The organism is Bacillus sp. L75, from assembly GCF_003676355.1.
GTDB lineage: Bacteria > Bacillota > Bacilli > Bacillales > Bacillaceae > Bacillus > Bacillus velezensis.
Genome location: NZ_ML064901.1, coordinates 105,209 through 124,490 on the forward strand (window position 1 = coordinate 105,209; position 19,282 = coordinate 124,490).

Annotated in this window: 24 protein-coding genes; 21 read left to right on the plus strand and 3 right to left on the minus strand. The window is 46.9% G+C overall.

Going from position 1 to position 19,282, the window contains the following annotated elements; translation table 11 throughout:
* Positions 1–208 precede the first annotated feature (208 nt).
* Both malS and D5S11_RS00560 read left to right on the plus strand, forming a co-directional pair.
* Complete coding sequence (malS, locus tag D5S11_RS00555) at positions 209–1,906, plus strand: oxaloacetate-decarboxylating malate dehydrogenase (RefSeq protein ID WP_007407609.1); 1,698 nt, start codon at positions 209–211, stop codon at positions 1,904–1,906.
* 86 nt (positions 1,907–1,992) lie between these two features.
* Positions 1,993–2,949, plus strand: a complete 957-nt coding sequence (locus D5S11_RS00560) for an AEC family transporter (RefSeq protein WP_007407608.1) — start codon at positions 1,993–1,995, stop codon at positions 2,947–2,949.
* Between the two features lie 33 nt (positions 2,950–2,982).
* Here the strand turns inward: D5S11_RS00560 and racA are convergent, their stop codons facing one another.
* On the minus strand, positions 2,983–3,546 hold the full coding sequence (racA, locus tag D5S11_RS00565) for a chromosome-anchoring protein RacA (protein WP_015418422.1): 564 nt from the start codon (positions 3,544–3,546) through the stop codon (positions 2,983–2,985).
* A gap of 109 nt (positions 3,547–3,655) precedes the next feature.
* Positions 3,656–4,039 carry an SMU1112c/YaeR family gloxylase I-like metalloprotein gene (gloA2, locus tag D5S11_RS00570; RefSeq protein ID WP_003151138.1) on the minus strand — a complete coding sequence of 128 codons (384 nt, stop codon included), beginning with the start codon at positions 4,037–4,039 and terminating at the stop codon, positions 3,656–3,658.
* A 111-nt stretch (positions 4,040–4,150) separates the two neighbouring features.
* On the opposite strand from gloA2, the gene prfA reads away from it, so the two are divergent.
* The 3 genes from prfA to D5S11_RS00585 all read left to right on the plus strand — a co-directional run bounded on the left by prfA (position 4,151) and on the right by D5S11_RS00585 (position 6,432).
* Complete coding sequence (prfA, locus tag D5S11_RS00575) at positions 4,151–5,221, plus strand: peptide chain release factor 1 (RefSeq protein ID WP_003151139.1); 1,071 nt, start codon at positions 4,151–4,153, stop codon at positions 5,219–5,221.
* A 1-nt stretch (position 5,222) separates the two neighbouring features.
* Positions 5,223–6,083 carry a peptide chain release factor N(5)-glutamine methyltransferase gene (gene prmC / locus D5S11_RS00580; protein WP_012118666.1) on the plus strand — a complete coding sequence of 287 codons (861 nt, stop codon included), beginning with the start codon at positions 5,223–5,225 and terminating at the stop codon, positions 6,081–6,083.
* 70 nt (positions 6,084–6,153) lie between these two features.
* Positions 6,154–6,432, plus strand: a complete 279-nt coding sequence (locus tag D5S11_RS00585) for a DUF5316 family protein (RefSeq protein WP_007407605.1) — start codon at positions 6,154–6,156, stop codon at positions 6,430–6,432.
* On the opposite strand, the gene D5S11_RS00590 is transcribed toward D5S11_RS00585, so the two are convergent.
* Positions 6,419–6,793 carry a UPF0715 family protein gene (locus D5S11_RS00590; RefSeq protein ID WP_003151143.1) on the minus strand — a complete coding sequence of 125 codons (375 nt, stop codon included), beginning with the start codon at positions 6,791–6,793 and terminating at the stop codon, positions 6,419–6,421. The two genes, D5S11_RS00585 and D5S11_RS00590, sit on opposite strands and share 14 nt — an antisense overlap.
* A 160-nt stretch (positions 6,794–6,953) precedes the next feature.
* On the opposite strand from D5S11_RS00590, the gene spoIIR reads away from it, so the two are divergent.
* From spoIIR to atpG, 16 genes are all read left to right on the plus strand, one after another.
* Positions 6,954–7,634, plus strand: a complete 681-nt coding sequence (spoIIR, locus tag D5S11_RS00595) for a stage II sporulation protein R (protein WP_007407604.1) — start codon at positions 6,954–6,956, stop codon at positions 7,632–7,634.
* A gap of 70 nt (positions 7,635–7,704) precedes the next feature.
* A complete protein-coding gene (locus D5S11_RS00600) occupies positions 7,705–8,148 on the plus strand; it encodes a GNAT family N-acetyltransferase (protein ID WP_007407603.1) in 444 nt (147 codons plus the stop codon).
* A 156-nt stretch (positions 8,149–8,304) separates the two neighbouring features.
* Complete coding sequence (locus D5S11_RS00605; RefSeq protein ID WP_032867405.1) at positions 8,305–9,345, plus strand: L-threonylcarbamoyladenylate synthase; 1,041 nt, start codon at positions 8,305–8,307, stop codon at positions 9,343–9,345.
* A gap of 68 nt (positions 9,346–9,413) precedes the next feature.
* Positions 9,414–9,971: a manganese efflux pump MntP gene (locus tag D5S11_RS00610; protein WP_007407601.1), complete on the plus strand. Its 558-nt coding sequence runs from the start codon at positions 9,414–9,416 to the stop codon at positions 9,969–9,971.
* A 73-nt stretch (positions 9,972–10,044) separates the two neighbouring features.
* On the plus strand, positions 10,045–10,500 hold the full coding sequence (locus D5S11_RS00615; RefSeq protein ID WP_020956469.1) for a low molecular weight protein arginine phosphatase: 456 nt from the start codon (positions 10,045–10,047) through the stop codon (positions 10,498–10,500).
* Between the two features lie 133 nt (positions 10,501–10,633).
* Positions 10,634–11,083 carry a ribose 5-phosphate isomerase B gene (gene rpiB / locus D5S11_RS00620; RefSeq protein WP_020956468.1) on the plus strand — a complete coding sequence of 150 codons (450 nt, stop codon included), beginning with the start codon at positions 10,634–10,636 and terminating at the stop codon, positions 11,081–11,083.
* Between the two features lie 13 nt (positions 11,084–11,096).
* Complete coding sequence (locus D5S11_RS00625) at positions 11,097–11,639, plus strand: TIGR01440 family protein (protein ID WP_108725262.1); 543 nt, start codon at positions 11,097–11,099, stop codon at positions 11,637–11,639.
* Between the two features lie 147 nt (positions 11,640–11,786).
* Complete coding sequence (gene glyA, locus D5S11_RS00630; protein WP_015240756.1) at positions 11,787–13,034, plus strand: serine hydroxymethyltransferase; 1,248 nt, start codon at positions 11,787–11,789, stop codon at positions 13,032–13,034.
* Positions 13,035–13,168: 134 nt separating this feature from the next.
* Positions 13,169–13,798, plus strand: coding sequence for a uracil phosphoribosyltransferase (gene upp / locus D5S11_RS00635; RefSeq protein ID WP_003151154.1), 630 nt, complete (start codon positions 13,169–13,171; stop codon positions 13,796–13,798).
* A gap of 418 nt (positions 13,799–14,216) precedes the next feature.
* A complete protein-coding gene (gene atpI, locus D5S11_RS00640; RefSeq protein ID WP_003151155.1) occupies positions 14,217–14,600 on the plus strand; it encodes an ATP synthase subunit I in 384 nt (127 codons plus the stop codon).
* A 7-nt stretch (positions 14,601–14,607) separates the two neighbouring features.
* The gene (gene atpB / locus D5S11_RS00645) at positions 14,608–15,342 is read left to right on the plus strand and encodes a F0F1 ATP synthase subunit A (RefSeq protein ID WP_003151158.1); all 735 of its coding nucleotides are present in this window, start codon (positions 14,608–14,610) and stop codon (positions 15,340–15,342) included.
* A 45-nt stretch (positions 15,343–15,387) separates the two neighbouring features.
* Positions 15,388–15,600: a F0F1 ATP synthase subunit C gene (gene atpE / locus D5S11_RS00650; protein WP_003151167.1), complete on the plus strand. Its 213-nt coding sequence runs from the start codon at positions 15,388–15,390 to the stop codon at positions 15,598–15,600.
* A 142-nt stretch (positions 15,601–15,742) separates the two neighbouring features.
* Entirely contained in the window at positions 15,743–16,255 is a 513-nt protein-coding gene (gene atpF / locus D5S11_RS00655; RefSeq protein WP_003151168.1) for a F0F1 ATP synthase subunit B, read from the plus strand.
* Positions 16,252–16,797 carry a F0F1 ATP synthase subunit delta gene (locus D5S11_RS00660; protein ID WP_003151169.1) on the plus strand — a complete coding sequence of 182 codons (546 nt, stop codon included), beginning with the start codon at positions 16,252–16,254 and terminating at the stop codon, positions 16,795–16,797. The genes atpF and D5S11_RS00660 overlap by 4 nt, the downstream gene beginning before the upstream one ends.
* A gap of 16 nt (positions 16,798–16,813) precedes the next feature.
* Positions 16,814–18,322 carry a F0F1 ATP synthase subunit alpha gene (gene atpA / locus D5S11_RS00665; RefSeq protein WP_003151170.1) on the plus strand — a complete coding sequence of 503 codons (1,509 nt, stop codon included), beginning with the start codon at positions 16,814–16,816 and terminating at the stop codon, positions 18,320–18,322.
* Positions 18,323–18,397: 75 nt separating this feature from the next.
* On the plus strand, positions 18,398–19,261 hold the full coding sequence (atpG, locus tag D5S11_RS00670; RefSeq protein ID WP_003151172.1) for an ATP synthase F1 subunit gamma: 864 nt from the start codon (positions 18,398–18,400) through the stop codon (positions 19,259–19,261).
* Positions 19,262–19,282: the final 21 nt, after the last annotated feature.

Sequence of the window (19,282 nt, forward strand, 5' to 3'; positions counted from 1 at the left end):
ATAACTTAAAAAAGAGTATGAAAAAATTAAGTAATTTTCATCTCTTGAATTTTCATTTTTACAGGCATAAAATGACTAAGTAATGTAAATAGTTATGAGACATTGTTCGAATAATTGTCAAAAAAAGATATAGCAGATCGCGATCACACTAGCCAAAATGGGTAATTACTTAACTTTGTTAACTATTTGAAGAAAGAAGGAGATTTTCTTGAATAATATTAAAGTAACGAAGGAAGGCAACTTAGAAACTACTTTAAGAGGAAAAGAAGTTCTATCTATCCCTACTTTAAATAAAGGTGTTGCGTTTTCAGCAGAAGAAAGAAAAAGCCTTGGATTAGACGGGCTGCTTCCTCCGACAATTCTGTCTCTTGATGAGCAGGCAAAACGCGCATACGAGCAGTTTCAAGCTCAGCCGGACCGCCTTCGCCAAAACGTGTATTTGAATGATTTGCAAAACCGTAACGAAGTTCTTTTCTTTAAATTGCTTCAAAACCATCTTCGTGAAATGCTGCCGGTTGTTTACACACCGACTGTCGGTGAAGCGATTCAAGAATACAGCCATGAGTACAGAAGACCTCAAGGGATTTACCTTTCTATCGACAACGTGGAAGGGATTGAAGAGGCATTTGAAAACCTTCATGCCACTGCCGGAGATATTGATCTGATCGTTGCGACAGACTCAGAAAGCATCCTCGGAATCGGTGACTGGGGTGTAGGCGGTATCAACATCGCCATCGGTAAATTAGCGGTATACACAGCTGCCGCCGGTATTGACCCAAGCCGTGTTATTCCTGTCGTTCTTGACGTCGGTACGAACAATGAAAAACTTCTGAACGATCCTTTATACATCGGTAACCGCCATGAACGTATCCAAGGCGAACGTTACGAAGCTTTCGTTGACGCTTATGTAAAAGCTGCGCTTAAATATTTCCCTAAAGCTCTTCTTCACTGGGAAGACCTTGGAAACAAAAACGCGCGCAATATCATGAAGAAATACAACCATGAAATTCTTACATTCAACGATGACATTCAAGGAACAGGCGCGATTACGCTTGCAGGTGTGCTTGCGGCTATGAAGAAAACAGGCGCGTCTATTAAAGACCAGCGTGTGGTTGTCTTCGGTGCGGGATCTGCCGGAATCGGAATCGCTGACCAAATCCGCGACACTATGGTGCTTGCCGGTCTTTCTGAAGAAGAAGCCAACAAAGCGTTCTACACAATGGACTACAGAGGCTTGTTAATTGAAGGTATGGAAAACATTCTTGATTTCCAAGAGCCGTACCTGCGCACAGCTGAAGAAATTAAAGATTGGAAACGCGATGAAAACGGACAAATTCCTTTCATTGAAGTGATCCGTCAAGCGAAACCGACAATCTTAATCGGTACATCAGGCCAAAGCGGCGCGTTCAGTGAAGAAATCGTCAAAGAAATGGCAAAACACGTTGAGCGTCCGGTCATCATGCCGATGTCTAACCCGACACCGCTTGCTGAAGCCGTTCCTAGCGATCTTTTCAAATGGACTGACGGCAAAGTGCTTGTGGCGACAGGAAGCCCGTTTGACAATGTAGAGTACAATGGCGTTTCTCATGAAATCGGACAATCTAACAACGCATTCGCGTTCCCTGGACTTGGTCTCGGTTCAATCGTTGTAGAAGCGAAAGTGATTACTCCTGCAATGTTTGCGGCAACTGCTGACGCAATCGCAGAAAGCGTTGATTTTGAAACACCGGGTGCAGGCCTTCTGCCGAGCATGAGCGACTTACAAGAAGTTTCAATTAAAGTTGCGATCGCCGTAGCGGAAACTGCCATTAAAGAAGGCGTGGCAAACCGCATTCCTGAAAATGTAGAACAAGCCGTTCTTGATGCAATGTGGAAACCGCAATATAAACAAGTTGTCGCTAAATAATTTTTACGATTAATTTTACAGTCCGAGGGAAAGCTTTTATGTAAAGGCTAAAGTATACGGACATTAAGGATTTGGAGGAGAACATTTTGAGCTTCTTAGATATTTTAATCCTCCTGGCGCCGATCTTTTTCGTGATCGTGCTGGGATGGTTCGCAGGTCGCTTCGGAAGTTATGACGCGAAGTCAGCAAAAGGGGTAAGCACCTTAGTTACGAAGTACGCGCTTCCGGCGCATTTTATCGCTAGTATTTTAACCACTTCAAGAAGTGCGTTTTTATCACAGGTTCCTTTGATGGTCGCTTTGATCATTGGGATTGTCGGATTCTTTATCGTCATTCTGTTGGTTTGCAAATTTATCTTTAAGTATGATTTAACGAATTCATCTGTATTTTCTTTAAACTCTGCACAGCCGACTTTTGCTTTTATGGGTATTCCCGTACTAGGAAGCTTATTCGGAGCAAGCGAAGTAGCGATTCCTATCGCCGTTACGGGTATCGTGGTTAACGCCATCCTTGACCCGCTTGCGATCATTATCGCTACTGTCGGTGAGTCATCTAAGAAAAAAGACACTGAAAACGAGAACTTCTGGAAAATGACTGGTAAGTCTATTCTTCACGGTCTTTCCGAACCGCTTGCGGCTGCACCGCTTATCAGTATCATTCTGGTACTCTGCGGTGTAACACTCCCTGGCTTGGGAGAAAAAATGCTTGATCAGCTCGGAAGCACAACATCAGGTGTTGCGCTCTTCGCCGTCGGTGTAACTGTCGGTATCCGCAACATTAAGCTCAGTCTGCCGGCTTTCGGTATCGCTTTGTTAAAAGTTGCCGTTCAGCCTGCGCTGATGTACTTGATCGCTCTTGCAGTCGGACTTCCGGCTGACCAGATCACTAAAGCGGTATTGCTCGTTGCATTCCCTGGATCTGCGGTAGCGGCGATGATTGCCACACGTTTCGAAAAACAAGAGGAAGAAACTGCGTCCGCGTTCGTGATCAGTGCGATTTTATCTCTCATCTCACTGCCGATCATCATTGCGCTGACTGCATAATGAAAAGCTCCCTGTTTCAGGGAGCTTTTTTGATTAGAATTGAAATTTAAAAGGCGAAAATCTCGTTTTTTTTCTGGGTTTCTTATGTTCTGAAGAAGCGGCTGTTTCTGAGAGGGGAGCTGTCTGGGCAAGTTCCTGGATGCGGGAGGCCAATGTCTGCAATTCGGTATTGAGGTCGTCAATTTCCCGCCTGTGCTGAAGAAGCTGATAAGACACCCCTTCATCCGCCTTTTGTTTCAGCTGGCGTTCAAGCTCCTCTATCCTTGAAAGCAGATGGTTCTCACCTTGTTTCTCTTTCGTGAGAATGTCCAGTTTGCGCTCCAGCTCTGCCAATCTTTGTTCAGCGCCGCCATTGATTTTCGGACGCTGCAAAATGAAGCCCGTCCGTTTTTTCGGCTGCCGGGGCACTTGAACGTCCAGAAGGGCAGTGCCTTCAGAAATTTGCCGTTTGACCGATTTCAGCACATCAAGATCCTCAGGTGTAAAGGAATAATGTCCGAGCTCATTCCGTTCAGCCGGAAGATTCAGCTGTTTGACCCACCTTTGCACCGTTTTTGCGGAGACGCCGAGCTCTTTCGCGGCCATGTTTGTATTCATGATCACATACCTCCTTTTTGCTAGGTATTCGACCATGAGGCGGCGTTCCCTTCATGTTAGACAAAACAAGAAGGAATTCGCCAAAGAAAGCGGCATTTCTTCAAAAAACTTACGCTTCATACAATTCAAGCGGAAGCTTGTCGGGATCAAAGAAAAAGGTAAACCGTTTCCCCGTCAGCGGATCGGTTCTGATTGGTTCTGTGCCGACGCCCTTTTCCTTTAACTCTCTGACGGCTGCTTCAAGATCGTTTACGGTGAAAGCGAGATGCCGGAGACCCGCGGCTTCCGGTCTGGTCGGCCGTTCGGGCGGATCGGGAAAGGAAAACAATTCAATCGCGTACGCGCCGTCCAGCGCAAGATCAAGTTTATAAGATTCCCGTTCCTTTCGGTATGTTTCTTTTATAATGCCGAAGCCGAGAATCTCGGTGTAAAAAGCTTTCGACTTTTCATAATCAGAGCATATGATTGCTATATGGTGGATGGATTTCAGCATATCCGCTCCTCCTTTTTTGCTTCAGTATAACAGAGGCGAATTGCTTTTGACTGGCGATAAGCCCTATACTATAATGAGAATGTTACGCACAGGAAAACAGAGGTGAAGACCGTGTTAGACCGTTTACAGTCAATTGAACAACGATACGAAAAATTAAATGAGCTTTTAAGTGATCCGGAAGTGGTCAACGATCCGAAAAAGCTTAGAGAATATTCGAAAGAGCAATCTGATATACAAGAAACCGTTGAAGTCTATAGACAATACAGAGACGCATCAGAACAGCTTGCCGATGCGAAAGCGATGCTTGAGGAAAAGCTTGATGCCGATATGAGAGAAATGGTGAAGGAAGAAATCTCCGAACTGCAGGGAGAGACGGAAACCTTATCAGAGCGTTTGAAAGTGCTCCTCATCCCGAAAGACCCGAACGATGATAAAAACGTAATCATGGAGATCCGCGGAGCAGCGGGAGGAGAAGAAGCCGCGCTGTTTGCGGGAAATCTCTACAGAATGTACTCCCGTTACGCCGAAATCCAAGGCTGGAAGACTGAAGTCATGGAAGCAAACGTGACCGGAACGGGCGGTTATAAAGAAATCATCTTTATGATTACGGGAAAAGGCGCATACTCCAAGCTGAAGTATGAAAATGGCGCGCACCGCGTACAGCGTGTTCCGGAAACGGAATCAGGCGGCCGTATTCATACATCCACGGCGACGGTGGCGTGTCTTCCTGAAGCGGAAGAAGTAGAAGTGGACATTCACGAAAAAGACATCCGCGTCGATACATTCGCATCAAGCGGACCGGGCGGACAAAGCGTAAACACGACGATGTCGGCCGTACGCCTGACGCATTTACCGACCGGTGTCGTCGTTTCCTGTCAGGATGAAAAATCTCAGATTAAAAACAAAGAAAAAGCGATGAAGGTGCTCCGCGCCAGAATCTATGACAAATTCCAGCAGGAAGCTCAGGCTGAATATGATCAGACCCGTAAATCAGCCGTCGGTTCAGGCGACCGTTCCGAGCGTATCCGCACATACAATTTCCCGCAAAACCGTGTGACGGATCACCGCATCGGCCTGACGATTCAAAAGCTGGATCAAATCCTGGAAGGCAAGCTTGACGAAGTGGTTGAAGCGTTAATCGTAGAAGACCAGTCAAGCAAGCTCCAGCAGGCGGAAAATTAAGATGAAGACCGTTTTTGAAGCCCTAAGCTGGGCTTCTTCTTATTTAACCGAAGCGGGAAGAGAAAAAAACGCGGCCGAGCTGCTGTTGTTAAATGATACCGGAATGGACCGGAGCAAGCTTCTCGCAAGTCTGCAGGAGGCCGTCGGCGAGGACGAGCTTTATCGATTCAGGCGGCACGTGGAGATGCATAAAGAAGGTATTCCGATTCAATATATTATCGGGAAAGAACAGTTTTACGGCAGGGAATTTTTTGTGAATGACGATGTTCTCATTCCGCGTCCGGAAACGGAAGAAGTCGTCTTTCATCTGCTGGACAGACAGAAGCGGGCATTTTCCGAGGCAGAACGACTGAACGTCATTGATATCGGTACGGGGAGCGGAGCCATTGCGGTGACGCTCGCGCTGGAATGCGGACATTTTTCAGTATCGGCTTCGGATATTTCAAAAGAAGCGCTGCAGGTGGCGGAAAGAAATGCGCAAAACCTCGGAGCGGACGTCTGTTTTTTGCAGGGAGATCTGTTAACTCCTTTTATTTCATCAGGGAAAAAAGCGGATATTATTGTTTCCAATCCGCCGTATATTTCTGAAGAAGAAATGGCGGATTTGTCGGATATCGTCCGTTTCCATGAGCCGCTTCATGCTCTTACGGACGGCGGTGACGGTTTGAAATTCTACAAGCGGTTTATGGAGGAGCTGCCTCTTGTCATGAAAGATAAAGCGCTTGTCGTCTTTGAAATCGGATATAATCAGGGGAAAGCCGTGAAAGACCTGTTCCGTCATTCCTTTCCGAATGCGGAAGTGGAAGTCGTACAGGACATCAACGGAAAAGACAGAACCGTATCCGCGGTCATCACATCATGAAAAAAGCCCGCCGGTGACGCACACGGCGGGCTTTTGTTACAATGGAAAGAAAATGAAAGGGGCATCCGCCTTGAAAAAAGCGTTCGCCTTCGGATGTATACTCGCCGCCGCAGCTTATGCGGCGGGGGTTGTTCTGCCGTTTGGTGTTGACATCATTTTCGGCGCCGTTACGGCTGTTCTTATCGTCACAGCGATTATCGTTTCCGGGTTGGCCGTAAGCGGAGCGGAGCAGCGGGCCAATTATCATTCTGAAACAGAAGAAGGACGGCACGCCCGTTTAAAGATGGCCGCCGTTTTCTTTTGCGCCGCTCTCCCTTCAGCCGGCTGTCTGCTGATTACGCTTCTGTAGCCGGATTTTGTCTTTGCAGCAATACGGAATCCCATACCCAATAGACGACGGCTGTTAAAACCGCAAAGATATAAAAGGCTGAATTAGAAAACAGAGATTGGCCTGACGGCTGCAAAAGACCGAAGATGATCCCGTTTGCAATGAATGACACCCCTAAATAATAAAGAAAATACAGCGGATGAAATCTCTTCGGCTTTTTATTCAGAAAGTATTGAAGCGGCAGCGCAAAAATCAAATAAGGAAACAAAAAATAAAACGCCATCGAAATGAAAGCCGCGATAATGAATTGATGAACATACAAAATAGAATAAATGACAGACATACATGCCGCCGACAGCAGCACGGTGTAATTATATTTCATCTGAAAACCTCCTATCAAAATAATATCGTACCATATTTTGAATCTGTCAATGCAGATTATCAGCTTGCTAGATTTTTTTCTTCCCGCCGGTTTAAACCTTTTCCGTCATGTCCATAATGGGACTAGATAAAAAAAGCACGGAGAGGAACGGTGGGGACCGATGAAACAGACAATGATGATCTGCATATATATTTTTCTTTTATTATCAGGAGCGCTTGCGGGTTTGACAAAAGAAGAAACGGCGCGGGCATCAGCCGATGAGCCCGTCGTCATACCGGATGAAGCGATCCGGCTCAGAATTTTGGCCAACAGTGATAACGATGAAGATCAAAAGCTCAAGCGCCAGATCAGAGATGCTGTAAACAAGCAAATCACGGACTGGGTGAAAGATATCACTTCCATTGAAGAAGCGCGGCGGCTCATTCGTTCGAAGCTTCCTGAAATTAAAGAAATCGCCAAACAAACGATGAAAGAAAAGGGTGCGCATCAGTCCGTTTCAGTTCAATTCAATAAAATCTCGTTTCCGACAAAGCTCTACGGCAATATGGTCTATCCGGCCGGAAAATATGAAGCGATTTTAATTACACTCGGCAATGGCGAGGGCGCCAACTGGTGGTGCGTCTTGTTTCCGCCGCTGTGCTTCCTTGATTTCTCAAACGGCGAAGCGGTGAAAGATCAGGAAGACGGCGGACAGAAGCAGGAAGAAACGCAGAAACAGACTAAAAAAGTGCTGGATGACGTAAAAGCAAAGGCTGATAAAGCGAAGAAAGAAAATAAAGATGACGATGATACAGAAGTGAAGTTTTTCCTCGTCGATTGGATTTCAGATCTATTTTCCTGAAGTAAAAGGCATAAATCCGGATTCGATTCATAGATTGGAAGAAAGAGTTGATCGAAACGGAGGGAAATATATGTTTTATCAGCTGAGAGTGGCAAGAGATCAAGATACGGAGGCGCTGGAGGCCTTTTTGAAAAAGGCTGATACGGCACATGCGGAAATCGATCAGCAGATCAGCCGGTTTATCGTACTGGAAGACAGCGAAAAAATGATTGCCGCCTGTCTCGGGATCGAAAAATTCAGCGGCGGAAAAGGGCTTCTCCGTTCACTCGTCATGTCGGACAGGCTGAATCAAAGCCATATCGTTACACTGTTTCAAAGTATGGATGTGCTGTGCAAAAAACATGAGATTCAAGATGTCTACTTAGTCGCCAATCAGCCCTCATCTGCTGAGTTTCTGAATGTGATGGGATTTGAAGCGTGCGCCGATGCGCCTGATGAACTGTATACGTCCGAACATTTCCGCAACTCGTTATGCACAGAAGGTTCGTTTTTAATGGTGAAAACCTCTGCCTGATCTAACTTATACACAAGGTTATCCACTTATTAAAAAGTGTTGTCCACAGTTTGTGGATAACACTTGTTTTATTAAAGGACATCTTTTATACTTTCAAAAGGAATACACGAGAGAAAATAAAGTTTTACCGCTTTAAAATAAGGAGTTTGGTTCTACATGAAAACAAGAAGATGGTTTGTGGATTGTTCCGCAGAATTATCCACAACCGATCCCCAGATTACACAAGCCGCGGAATTGCTGCGGCAGAATGAGGTTGTGGCTTTTCCGACAGAAACCGTTTACGGACTGGGCGCTAACGCTGAAAATACGGAAGCCGTAACGAAAATATATGAGGCGAAAGGAAGGCCGAGCGATAACCCGCTGATTGTGCATATATCCCATATCAGCCAGCTTGATCGTTTTATCAGCCATATTCCTGAGACGGCGAAAAAGCTTATGAAGCTATTCTGGCCGGGGGCGCTGACCCTTGTTCTGCCGTGTAAGCCCGGTGTGCTGTCACCCCGTGTCACCGCGGGACTTGAGACGGTAGCGGTCAGAATGCCTGATCATCCGGTAGCATTAGCCCTCATCAGCTCGGCCGGACTGCCGATCGCCGCGCCGAGCGCCAATTTATCAGGAAAACCGAGCCCGACGAAGGCCGAGCATGTAGCTCATGATTTAAACGGCCGCATTGCCGGTATTGTGGACGGCGGCGCCACGGGAATCGGAGTGGAATCAACCGTTCTGTCCTGTACGGGGAAACAGCCCGTGCTGCTTCGTCCGGGCGGCGTGACAAAAGAGCAGATTGAATCCGCCGCCGGTTCGGTTCTTGTGGATAAAGGGCTGACCGAAGAAGATGAGGTTCCTATTTCTCCCGGTATGAAATATACACATTACGCGCCTTCTGCGCCGATGGCTATTGCCGACGGCGGCGCCCGGAGAATTCAAGAACTGGCAGACGCATATAAAAGCCGGGGGAAACGAATCGGCATTTTGACAACAGAAGAGAACGCCGATAGTTACCAGGCTGATTATATCAAGGTCTGCGGCAGACGCGCCGACCTTGAAACAGTGGCGTCCGCCTTATACGATGCGCTCCGCAGCTTTGATGAAGCGGAAGTGGACATGATTATTTCTGAGTCCTTTCCGGATACCGGAGTGGGGCTCGCCGTGATGAACAGGCTGATGAAAGCCGCAGGCGGCACCGTTATCCATTAACTTGTTCTACCCCTTATCGGACATGCATAAGCTAAACAAGCGGGCACGTCCAAGGGGGTTTTTATTTCATGTCGAATCTATTCATCGGGGAACTTGTCTCCTTAAGCATCATGGCATTTGCTTTAGGGACGGATGCCTTTTCCGTCGGGCTCGGAATGGGAATGATTCAGCTGAAGAAAAAACAAATTTTTCATATAGGGGTTGTCATCGGGCTGTTTCATGTCATGATGCCGCTTGCGGGAATGGCGGCCGGGCATCTGCTGTCCGGTTTTCTGGGGATGCTCGCCGTTTACATCGGCGGATCTCTTCTTTTCATTTTAGGGGTGCAGATGATCATCGCCGCGTTTAAACAATCAGACGGGCCGCTCATATCTCCGGCAGGCTCGGGACTGTTGCTGTTTGCGGTCGGTGTCAGTCTGGACAGCTTTTCTGTCGGGCTCAGTCTCGGGATGAACGGTTCCAATCCGTTTCTGGCCGTTACGCTGTTCGGGGTTTTCAGCACCGTTTTAACATGGGCGGGCCTTTTGGCGGGAAGAAAGGTGCAGTCGTGGCTCGGCTCGTACAGCGAAGCGCTCGGCGGAGCCATTTTGATCGGATTCGGGCTGAAACTGCTTTTACCGGTATAAGATACGTAAAAAAAGAAACGAAGATGCCGTTTCTTTTTTCTTCATTTATAATAGGCAGTAAGAGGTGACGGACATGAAAATAATCTTTGTATGTACAGGCAATACGTGCCGCAGTCCTATGGCTGAGGCTCTTTTTAAATCCATTGCAGAAACGAAAGGGCTGGACGTCAGCGTAAGCTCGGCCGGCGTATTCGCGTCTCCGAACGGAAAAGCGTCAGCCCATGCCGTGGAAGCGCTGTTTGAAAAACGGATCGCTCTCAATCACAGTTCATCTCCCTTATCGGAAGAACATATCGAGACGGCTGATCTGGTGCTGGCGATGACGGAACAGCACAAACAGCTGATTGAAGGCCGATATCAAAACAGTCAGGGCAAAGTCTTTACCATTAAAGAATACGTAACGGGGGAAAACGGCGATATCTCTGACCCGTTCGGCGGTCCGCTTGATGTTTATAAACAGACGCGGGACGAACTGGAGGAGCTGCTGACCCTTTTGACTGATCAATTGCTTGACGGAAAAAGCAAGTAATCTGTCAGAAAATCTGCAAACAGGTCATTTGCAAAACGAATGTGAAAGAGTAGAATGAAATCAACGGATTTCGTAATAAAAAGGACAAGCACACTGGGCTGTCTTCGCCCAGCCACACCTAGGAGGTAAATGAATGAAAGTAGCTATTGCGTCAGATCACGGCGGCATCCATATCCGCGAAGAAATAAAAAGTCTTTTGGATGAATTGCAGATTGAATACATTGATATGGGCTGTGAATGCGGCGCCGGCTCTGTCGATTATTCAGACTACGCTTTTCCGGTAGCGGAAAAAGTGGTGAACGGCGAAGCTGACAGGGGAATTTTAATTTGCGGCACAGGCATCGGCATGAGCATCTCCGCAAATAAGGTAAAGGGCATACGCTGTGCGCTTGCCCATGACACCTTCAGCGCAAAAGCGACGCGTGAACACAATGACACGAATGTTCTTGCGATGGGCGAACGCGTCATCGGCCCGGGGCTGGCGCGCGAAATCGCAAAAGTCTGGCTGACGACTGAATTTACGGGCGGCCGCCACGAACGGCGGATCGGCAAAATCGCAGATTACGAAGAAAAAAATCTGTAAGAGGTGCTGGACAATGGAAGAGATGAAGCAAAAATGGACGGACATGCTGACTGAGTTTCAAGAGCAGGCAGGACTGACGGAAGGCAGTCTGCTGGTGATCGGGTGCAGTACAAGTGAAGCCGCCGGAAGCCGGATCGGCACCGCCGGAAGCGGGGATTGGGCTGAATTGATATACGGCGGACTTAACCGGTTTAAGGAAAAAACGGGTGTGCATCTTGCTTTTCAATGCTGCGAGCATTTAAACAGGGCGCTTGTCATTGAAGCGGAAACGGCCGAGCGGTTCAAGCTCCCCATTGTTTCAGCCGTCCCCGTCCCGAAAGCGGGCGGAGCGATGGCCTCTTATGCATACCGGCAGATGCGTTCTCCCGTGCTCGCTGAATCGATTCAGGCTGACGCCGGGATTGACATCGGTGATACGTTCATCGGCATGCATCTGAAACCCGTTGCCGTCCCTGTCCGGATATCAAGCCGTGAGCTTGGAGAAGCACATGTGACGATGGCCCGGACAAGGCCGAAGCTGATAGGCGGAATTCGCGCCGTTTATGAATGCGAATGATGAAAATACTTTTCCTGTATAATGTTCGTGTTTTCTAATTAAATTTTGTGATTTTTTTAAATAAGCTGTTACATTCACCTGAAAAACCATGTACAATAAGGGTGGTAAAAATAAAGAACAGGAAACGGATAGGAGAGGATCTCGCTGATGAAACATTTACCTGTACAAGACAAACAAGTGTTTAACGCCATCAAAGATGAGCGTAAGCGTCAACAGACTAAGATCGAATTAATTGCTTCTGAAAACTTCGTGACGGAAGCGGTAATGGAAGCGCAAGGCTCTGTTTTAACAAACAAATATGCTGAAGGCTACCCCGGCAAACGCTACTACGGCGGCTGTGAGCATGTTGATGTCGTTGAGGACATCGCCCGCGACCGCGCGAAAGAGATTTTCGGAGCTGAGCATGTAAACGTTCAGCCGCACTCAGGCGCTCAAGCGAACATGGCTGTTTACTTCACGATTTTAGAGCACGGCGACACGGTGCTCGGGATGAACCTCTCCCACGGCGGCCACTTAACACACGGAAGCCCGGTTAATTTCAGCGGCGTTCAATACAACTTTGTAGAATACGGAGTCGATAAAGACACGCAATATATAGATTATGAAGATGTGCGTGAAAAAGCGCTGGCGCATAAGCCGAAACTCATCGTTGCCGGAGCGAGCGCGTACCCCCGCACGATCGACTTTAAAAAATTCCGCGAAATCGCTGATGAAGTCGGCGCTTACTTCATGGTAGACATGGCGCATATCGCGGGTCTTGTCGCAGCCGGTCTTCATCCGAATCCGGTTCCTTACGCTGACTTTGTAACGACAACGACTCACAAAACACTTCGCGGACCCCGCGGAGGAATGATCCTTTGCCGTGAAGAGTTCGGCAAAAAGATTGATAAATCCATTTTCCCGGGAATCCAAGGCGGACCGCTTATGCATGTCATCGCGGCCAAAGCCGTTTCTTTCGGAGAAGTGCTTGAAGATGATTTCAAAACATATGCGCAAAACGTCATCTCGAACGCGAAGCGCCTGGCTGAGTCTCTGAACAAAGAGGGCATTCAGCTCGTATCAGGCGGAACGGATAACCACCTTGTGCTTGTCGACCTCCGTTCTCTCGGACTGACCGGAAAAGTCGCTGAACACGTTCTTGATGAAATCGGCATTACATCTAATAAAAACGCGATCCCTTACGATCCGGAAAAACCGTTCGTCACAAGCGGAATCCGTCTCGGTACGGCAGCTGTGACAAGCCGCGGCTTTGACGGTGACGCGCTTGAAGAAGTCGGCGCCATCATCGGCCTCGCGCTGAAACATCATGAAGACGAAGCAAAACTTGAAGAAGCGAGACAGCGCGTATCTGCCTTGACTGAAAAGTTTCCTTTATATAAAGAACTAGGCTATTAATAAGGAAGAAACCCGCCGGAACCTTAATCCGGCGGGTTTTTTTATGATTTTCTTGAAACTGTTTGTCTTTTTCTGTAGAATCAATAGAAGTGTGAAAAAGTCACTCGGACAACAAAAAAGGAGCTGAACACAGTATGGGAAAGGTTTACGTATTTGATCATCCTTTAATCCAGCATAAGCTGACATATATTCGGAATGAAAATACAGGCACAAAGGATTTCAGAGACCTTGTGGACGAAGTCGCGTCACTGATGGCGTTTGAAATTACACGTGATCTTCCTCTTAAAGAAGTGGAAGTGAAAACACCTGTTCAAACAGCGACTTCCAAAGTGATTTCAGGGAAGAAACTCGGTATCGTGCCGATCCTGAGAGCGGGTCTCGGAATGGTTGACGGCATGCTGAAATTAATCCCGGCCGCTAAAGTGGGACATGTCGGATTATACCGTGATCCGGAAACCTTAAAACCGGTGGAATACTATGTCAAGCTTCCTTCTGATGTAGAAGAACGCGAATTTATTGTCGTGGATCCGATGCTTGCTACGGGAGGTTCTGCGGTGGAAGCGATAAACAGCCTGAAAAAGCGCGGCGCGAGAAACATTCGTTTTATGTGTCTTGTAGCGGCTCCGGAAGGCGTGGAAGAGCTGCAGAAACATCATTCTGACGTTGATATTTACATCGCAGCCCTTGATGAAAAACTGAATGAAAAAGGCTATATCGTTCCGGGCCTCGGTGACGCGGGTGACAGACTGTACGGAACCAAATAAATCGGAAAACCTCATTCAGGGGGTTTTCTTTTTTTATCCAGATATTTGCTGAATGGGCAGACTTCATACATTTATAGGTGAATTTGTGAACATTCTGTGTATGCTTTCGGTATAAAAAGTTTTTTAACTTTAAACAGATTGACACATGTTAGGGGCTATTGTATGCTAAACGAGGGTATTATGAGAAGGTTTTCATTCCTTTCATTTCTAGTATCCATCCTCATTTTAAATCCTCCAAAAAACCCGTTATATGAGGATTTATCTAAGCGAATGAAACAGCATCCCGTGGCATCAGGAGGATGAGTGGTTTTTTCGAACAGGCCGTTTTGCGGACAAAAAAGGCCTTCTGCAAGGGTTAACCGCATGTTTTGCCGTATCCAGGAATTATATTACATTTTCATCAGGAGACAGATAGTTGATGGACGATCCCAATCTTACATTCAGCAGACAACGGAGATATGTATTTGTAATCTTAGCAATCTATTTGCTGGGATATGGTCTTACGGCGTATAAAACTGTTTTTTTAGGCCTCTTTTTGGGAACTGTTTTCAGTTTGTTTAATTTGTGGCTCTTGACCAGAAGAATGAATGCTTTTGACAAGGCCGTGGCGAAAGGAAAGTCCATACGATCACTCGGGAGCGCAGCGCGTTGGTGCAATGCGATACTTGCGATGGCTGTCGCCTTTAAATATCCCGATAAAGTCAGTGTGGCAAGTGTGATTATTGGATTAATGACAATTTATCCCGTCATTATGATAGATTCCATTATTCAGCTCAAACGTTCATCAATGGAAGAGAGGTGAAAACCCATTGAATCACGATTACAGAACTATTGATTTGTTTGGTCTTACTTTTAATCTGACAAACATTCTGATGATTACTGTGGCAAGTGTGATTGTGCTGCTGATTGCGATTCTCACTACGAGAACGCTGTCCATCCGTCCGGGAAAAGCCCAGAACTTCATGGAATGGATTGTTGATTTTGTCCGCAATATTATAGGCAGTACAATGGATTTAAAAACAGGGGCTAACTTCTTGGCGCTTGGTGTAACCTTGCTGATGTACATATTTGTATCAAATATGCTAGGGCTGCCGTTTTCTGTAACGGTCGGACACGAGCTTTGGTGGAAATCACCGACGGCCGATCCGGCTATTACTCTGACTCTAGCCGTTATGGTTGTGTCGTTAACGCACTATTACGGCGTGAAGATGAAAGGTTTGAAGGAATATTCTAAGGATTACCTCAGACCGGTTCCGCTTATGTTCCCGATGAAGATCATTGAGGAGTTTGCGAATACGCTGACACTCGGACTTCGTCTTTACGGTAACATTTTCGCCGGGGAAATTCTTCTTGGCCTGCTTGCGAATCTGGCGACGAATTTCTACTCAAACAGTTTCTTTCTCGGTTTGGTCGGCACAGTCGGAGCCATTATTCCGATGCTTGCATGGCAGGCATTCAGCTTGTTCATCGGTACCATCCAGGCATTTATCTTTACGATGCTGACGATGGTGTACATGTCACACAAAATCAGTCATGATCATTAAAATCATATATCCATTCGGATAACATTTTAAAGGAGGAACTTTTTCATGAATTTAATAGCAGCTGCAATTGCAATCGGTTTAGGTGCACTTGGTGCAGGTATTGGTAACGGTCTGATCGTTTCACGTACGGTAGAGGGAATCGCCCGTCAGCCGGAAGCAGGAAAAGAACTTAGAACTCTTATGTTCATGGGTATCGCATTGGTTGAGGCCCTTCCGATTATCGCTGTCGTTATCGCGTTCTTAGCGTTCTTTGGCTAAGCAAAAAAGCCTTATATGAACTAAAAATGGCGAAGATCACTCTAAGAGAACCTTCGCCATTGCTTTATGTCTGATAAGCAGGCCGTCCCAAAACGGCTTTTTATCAGCAGAGAAAACCTGCAGAAGGGAGTTGCCGTAGTAGATGTCTCAATTACCTCTTGAATTAGGACTGTCGTTTAACGGCGGAGATATCCTATTCCAATTGTTAGCTATGCTAGTTTTATTAGCGCTTCTCAAGAAATTCGCTCTTGGACCGCTATTAAATATAATGAAACAGCGTGAAGATCATATCGCCGGCGAAATTACGTCCGCTGAAGAAAGAAATAAAGAAGCGCAGAAGCTGATTGAAGAGCAGCGCGTTCTTTTAAAAGAAGCGAAACAGGAATCACAATCACTCATTGAAAATGCGAAAAAACTGGGTGAAAAGCAGAAGGAAGACATTATCCAGGCTGCACGCGCCGAGTCTGAAAGATTGAAAGAAGCGGCGAGAACCGAAATTGTCAAAGAAAAAGAACAAGCGGTTTCCGCACTTCGCGAGCAAGTCGCATCACTTTCTGTCTTAATCGCATCGAAAGTGATTGAAAAAGAGCTTGATGAACAAGCCCAGGAACAACTGATTCAGGACTATCTTAAAGAGGTAGGAGAAAGCCGATGAGTGGATCTGCTGTCTCTAAACGATACGCGTCAGCGCTTTTCGACATTGCCGTTGAGACTTCTCAAATCAATGAAATCGAAGAAGAGCTTACCGTACTAAAAGAAGTGTTCCGGAACGAAGCCGGATTACAGGAAGTGTTAAGCCATCCGAAGGTATCGGCCGCTAAGAAAAAAGAGCTGATTCAGCAATCGTTCGGCGCACTGTCTGAGTCTGTGCTGCATACGATTTTTCTTCTGATTGACCGCCGCCGGTCTTCGATTGTGCCTGATCTCACAGACGAGTTTATCAAACTTGCCAATCAGGCCCGTCAGACAGAGGACGCGGTTGTTTATTCAGTAAAACCGCTGTCAGAAGCGGAAATGTTATCATTGTCTCAAGTGTTTGCAAAAAAAGCCGGAATCGCTTCGCTCAGAATCAGAAATGAAGTGCAGACGGATTTAATAGGCGGCATTAAAGTCCGCATTGGAAACCGGATTTATGACGGAAGCGTAAGCGGAAAGCTTGAGCGCATGGAACGTCAACTTGCCGGAGGAAATCGATAGAAGGGGTGAAACCTAAGTGAGCATCAAAGCTGAAGAGATTAGCACGCTGATAAAGCAGCAAATTCAAAATTACCAATCTGAAATTGAAGTTCATGACGTAGGTACAGTCATCCAAGTCGGAGACGGTATTGCGCGTGTGCACGGCCTTGACAATTGTATGGCCGGTGAACTTGTTGAGTTTTCAAACGGCGTTTTGGGTATGGCTCAAAACCTTGAAGAATCCAACGTAGGTATCGTTATCTTAGGACCTTACAGAGATATCCGTGAAGGTGATGAGGTCAAAAGAACGGGCCGCATCATGGAAGTTCCTGTAGGTGAAGAATTAATCGGACGTATCGTCAACCCGCTCGGACAGCCGGTAGACGGACTGGGTCCGATTCTGACAAGCAAAACACGTCCGATCGAAAGCCAGGCTCCAGGCGTAATGGACCGTAAATCGGTACATGAGCCGCTGCAAACGGGTATCAAAGCGATCGACGCGTTAATTCCGATCGGCCGCGGACAGCGTGAGCTGATTATCGGTGACCGTCAGACAGGTAAAACATCTGTTGCGATTGATACAATCTTAAACCAAAAAGATCAAGACATGATCTGTGTGTACGTAGCGATCGGTCAAAAAGAATCTACAGTGCGCGGCGTGGTGGAAACACTTCGTAAGCATGGCGCGCTTGATTACACGATTGTCGTGACAGCGTCCGCTTCACAGCCGGCTCCGCTTCTGTACCTTGCACCGTATGCAGGGGTGACAATGGGTGAAGAATTCATGTACAACGGCAAGCACGTTCTCGTCGTATATGATGATTTATCCAAACAAGCGGCCGCTTACCGTGAGCTGTCATTGCTTCTTCGCCGTCCGCCGGGCCGTGAAGCATTCCCCGGGGATGTATTCTATCTTCACTCCCGTCTGCTTGAGCGCGCAGCCAAGCTGAGTGACGCAAAAGGCGCAGGATCAATTACGGCGCTGCCGTTCGTCGAAACACAAGCAGGAGATATCTCCGCTTATATCCCGACAAACGTCATTTCCATTACTGACGGACAGATTTTCCTTCAATCCGACCTATTCTTCTCAGGCGTGCGTCCTGCGATCAATGCCGGATTATCCGTATCCCGTGTCGGCGGATCAGCCCAAATCAAAGCGATGAAAAAGGTAGCGGGAACATTGCGTCTTGACCTGGCTTCATACCGTGAACTTGAAGCGTTCGCCCAATTCGGATCTGATCTTGACCAGGCGACTCAGGCGAAACTGAACCGCGGTGCGCGTACAGTTGAAGTGCTGAAGCAAGACTTGAATAAACCGCTTCCGGTTGAAAAACAGGTAGCCATTCTTTATGCGCTGACAAAAGGATATCTTGATGATATTCCGGTTGCGGATATCAGACGTTTTGAAGAAGAGTACTACATGTACCTTGATCAAAACCATAAAGATCTGCTTGACGGCATTGCGAAAACAGGAAACCTTCCTGCTGATGAAGACTTCAAAGCTGCAATCGAAGGTTTCAAACGCACATTTGCACCAAGCAACTAACCCTTAGAAGATGAGAGAAAAAGGTTCTCTTTTTCTCTCTTTTTACGCAAATGAAGAATAAAGGTGGTGAAATCTTTGGCCTCATTACGCGATATTAAGTCAAGGATCACGTCAACGAAAAAAACAAGCCAGATTACAAAAGCCATGCAGATGGTATCCGCTGCGAAGCTGAACCGTGCGGAAACCAACGCGAAGTCATTTGCTCCGTATATGGATAAGATCCAGGAGGTTGTGTTTAACGTCGGAAAAGGCGCGAAAAACGCGAAACACCCGATGCTTGTCTCAAGAGAAGTGAAAAAGACGGCGTATCTCGTCATTACGTCTGACCGCGGGCTTGCGGGTGCGTTTAACAGTTCGGTTTTGCGAAACGCTTACCGCACCATTCAAGAACGCCATCAGTCTAAAGATGAATACACGGTGATTGCAATCGGCAGAGTCGGCCGCGATTTCTTCAAAAAACGGGAAATGCCGATTTTGTCTGAGTTAGTGGGGCTTGGCGACGAGGTCACTTTTGCTCAGATTAAAGATTTGACCCGTCAGACGGTACAAATGTTTATCGACGGCGCTTTTGATGAACTGCATTTGGTGTATAACCATTTCGTCAGTGCGATTTCACAGGAAGTGACGGAGAAAAAAGTGCTGCCTTTAACGGATTTCGGAACGAGCGGCGGGAAGCGCACGGCTTCATACGAGTTCGAACCGGATGAAGAAGAGGTGCTCGAAGTGCTGCTTCCTCAATATGCGGAAAGCTTAATTTACGGCGCGCTTCTTGACAGTAAAGCAAGTGAACACGCTGCGAGAATGACAGCAATGAAAAATGCGACTGATAATGCGAAAGAACTCATTGATTCACTTTCGCTTTCATATAACCGCGCGCGTCAAGCGGCGATTACACAAGAAATTACCGAAATTGTCGGCGGTGCAGCCGCTTTAGAATAGAAAGATTTTGTCAGGAGGGAT